Source organism: Paracoccus spongiarum, from assembly GCF_030732095.1.
Classification (GTDB): domain Bacteria; phylum Pseudomonadota; class Alphaproteobacteria; order Rhodobacterales; family Rhodobacteraceae; genus Paracoccus; species Paracoccus spongiarum.
Genome location: NZ_JAVAMQ010000075.1, coordinates 1 through 790, shown reverse-complemented (window position 1 = coordinate 790; position 790 = coordinate 1). Strand labels below are relative to the sequence as shown.

Annotated in this window: 1 protein-coding gene; it reads left to right on the top strand. The window is 67.7% G+C overall.

Going from position 1 to position 790, the window contains the following annotated elements; all coding sequences use genetic code 11:
- On the top strand, positions 1–759 hold a 759-nt coding region (locus Q5Y72_RS19750; protein ID WP_305965092.1), incomplete at its 5' end, for an acetyl-CoA C-acyltransferase.
- Positions 760–790 lie beyond the last annotated feature (31 nt).

The following is a 790-nucleotide window of genomic DNA, read 5'->3' as shown; positions in this document are numbered from 1 at the left end:
ATCGACACGATGATCCGCGACGGGCTGTGGGACGCCTTCAACGGCTACCACATGGGCCAGACCGCCGAGAACGTCGCGCAGAAATGGCAGATCAGCCGCGACCAGCAGGACGAATTCGCGGTCGCCTCGCAGAACAAGGCCGAGGCGGCGCAGAAGGAAGGCCGTTTCGACGACGAGATCGTGGGCTACACGGTCAAGACCCGCAAGGGCGACACGGTCGTGGACAAGGACGAATACATCCGCCACGGCGCCACGCTCGACGCCATGCAGAAGCTGCGCCCGGCCTTCACCAAGGACGGCTCGGTGACAGCGGCCAATGCCTCTGGCCTGAATGACGGTGCCGCCGCAGTGATGGTGATGACCGAGGAAGAGGCCGCCCGCCGCGGGCTGACGCCGCTGGCCCGCATCGCCTCGTATGCGACCGCCGGCCTCGACCCGGCGATCATGGGCACCGGCCCGATCCCGGCCAGCCGCAAGGCGCTGGAAAAGGCCGGCTGGTCGGTCGGGGATCTCGATCTCGTCGAGGCGAACGAGGCCTTTGCGGCGCAGGCCTGCGCGGTCAACAAGGACATGGGCTGGGACCCCGCCATCGTGAACGTCAATGGTGGCGCCATTGCCATCGGCCATCCGATCGGCGCCTCGGGCTGCCGGGTCCTGAACACGCTGCTGTTCGAGATGAAGCGCCGCGATGCCGCCAAGGGCCTTGCGACGCTGTGCATCGGCGGCGGCATGGGCGTGGCCATGTGCCTCGAACGCTGATCGACGACAGCAACACCCGGATTCGGCCGCC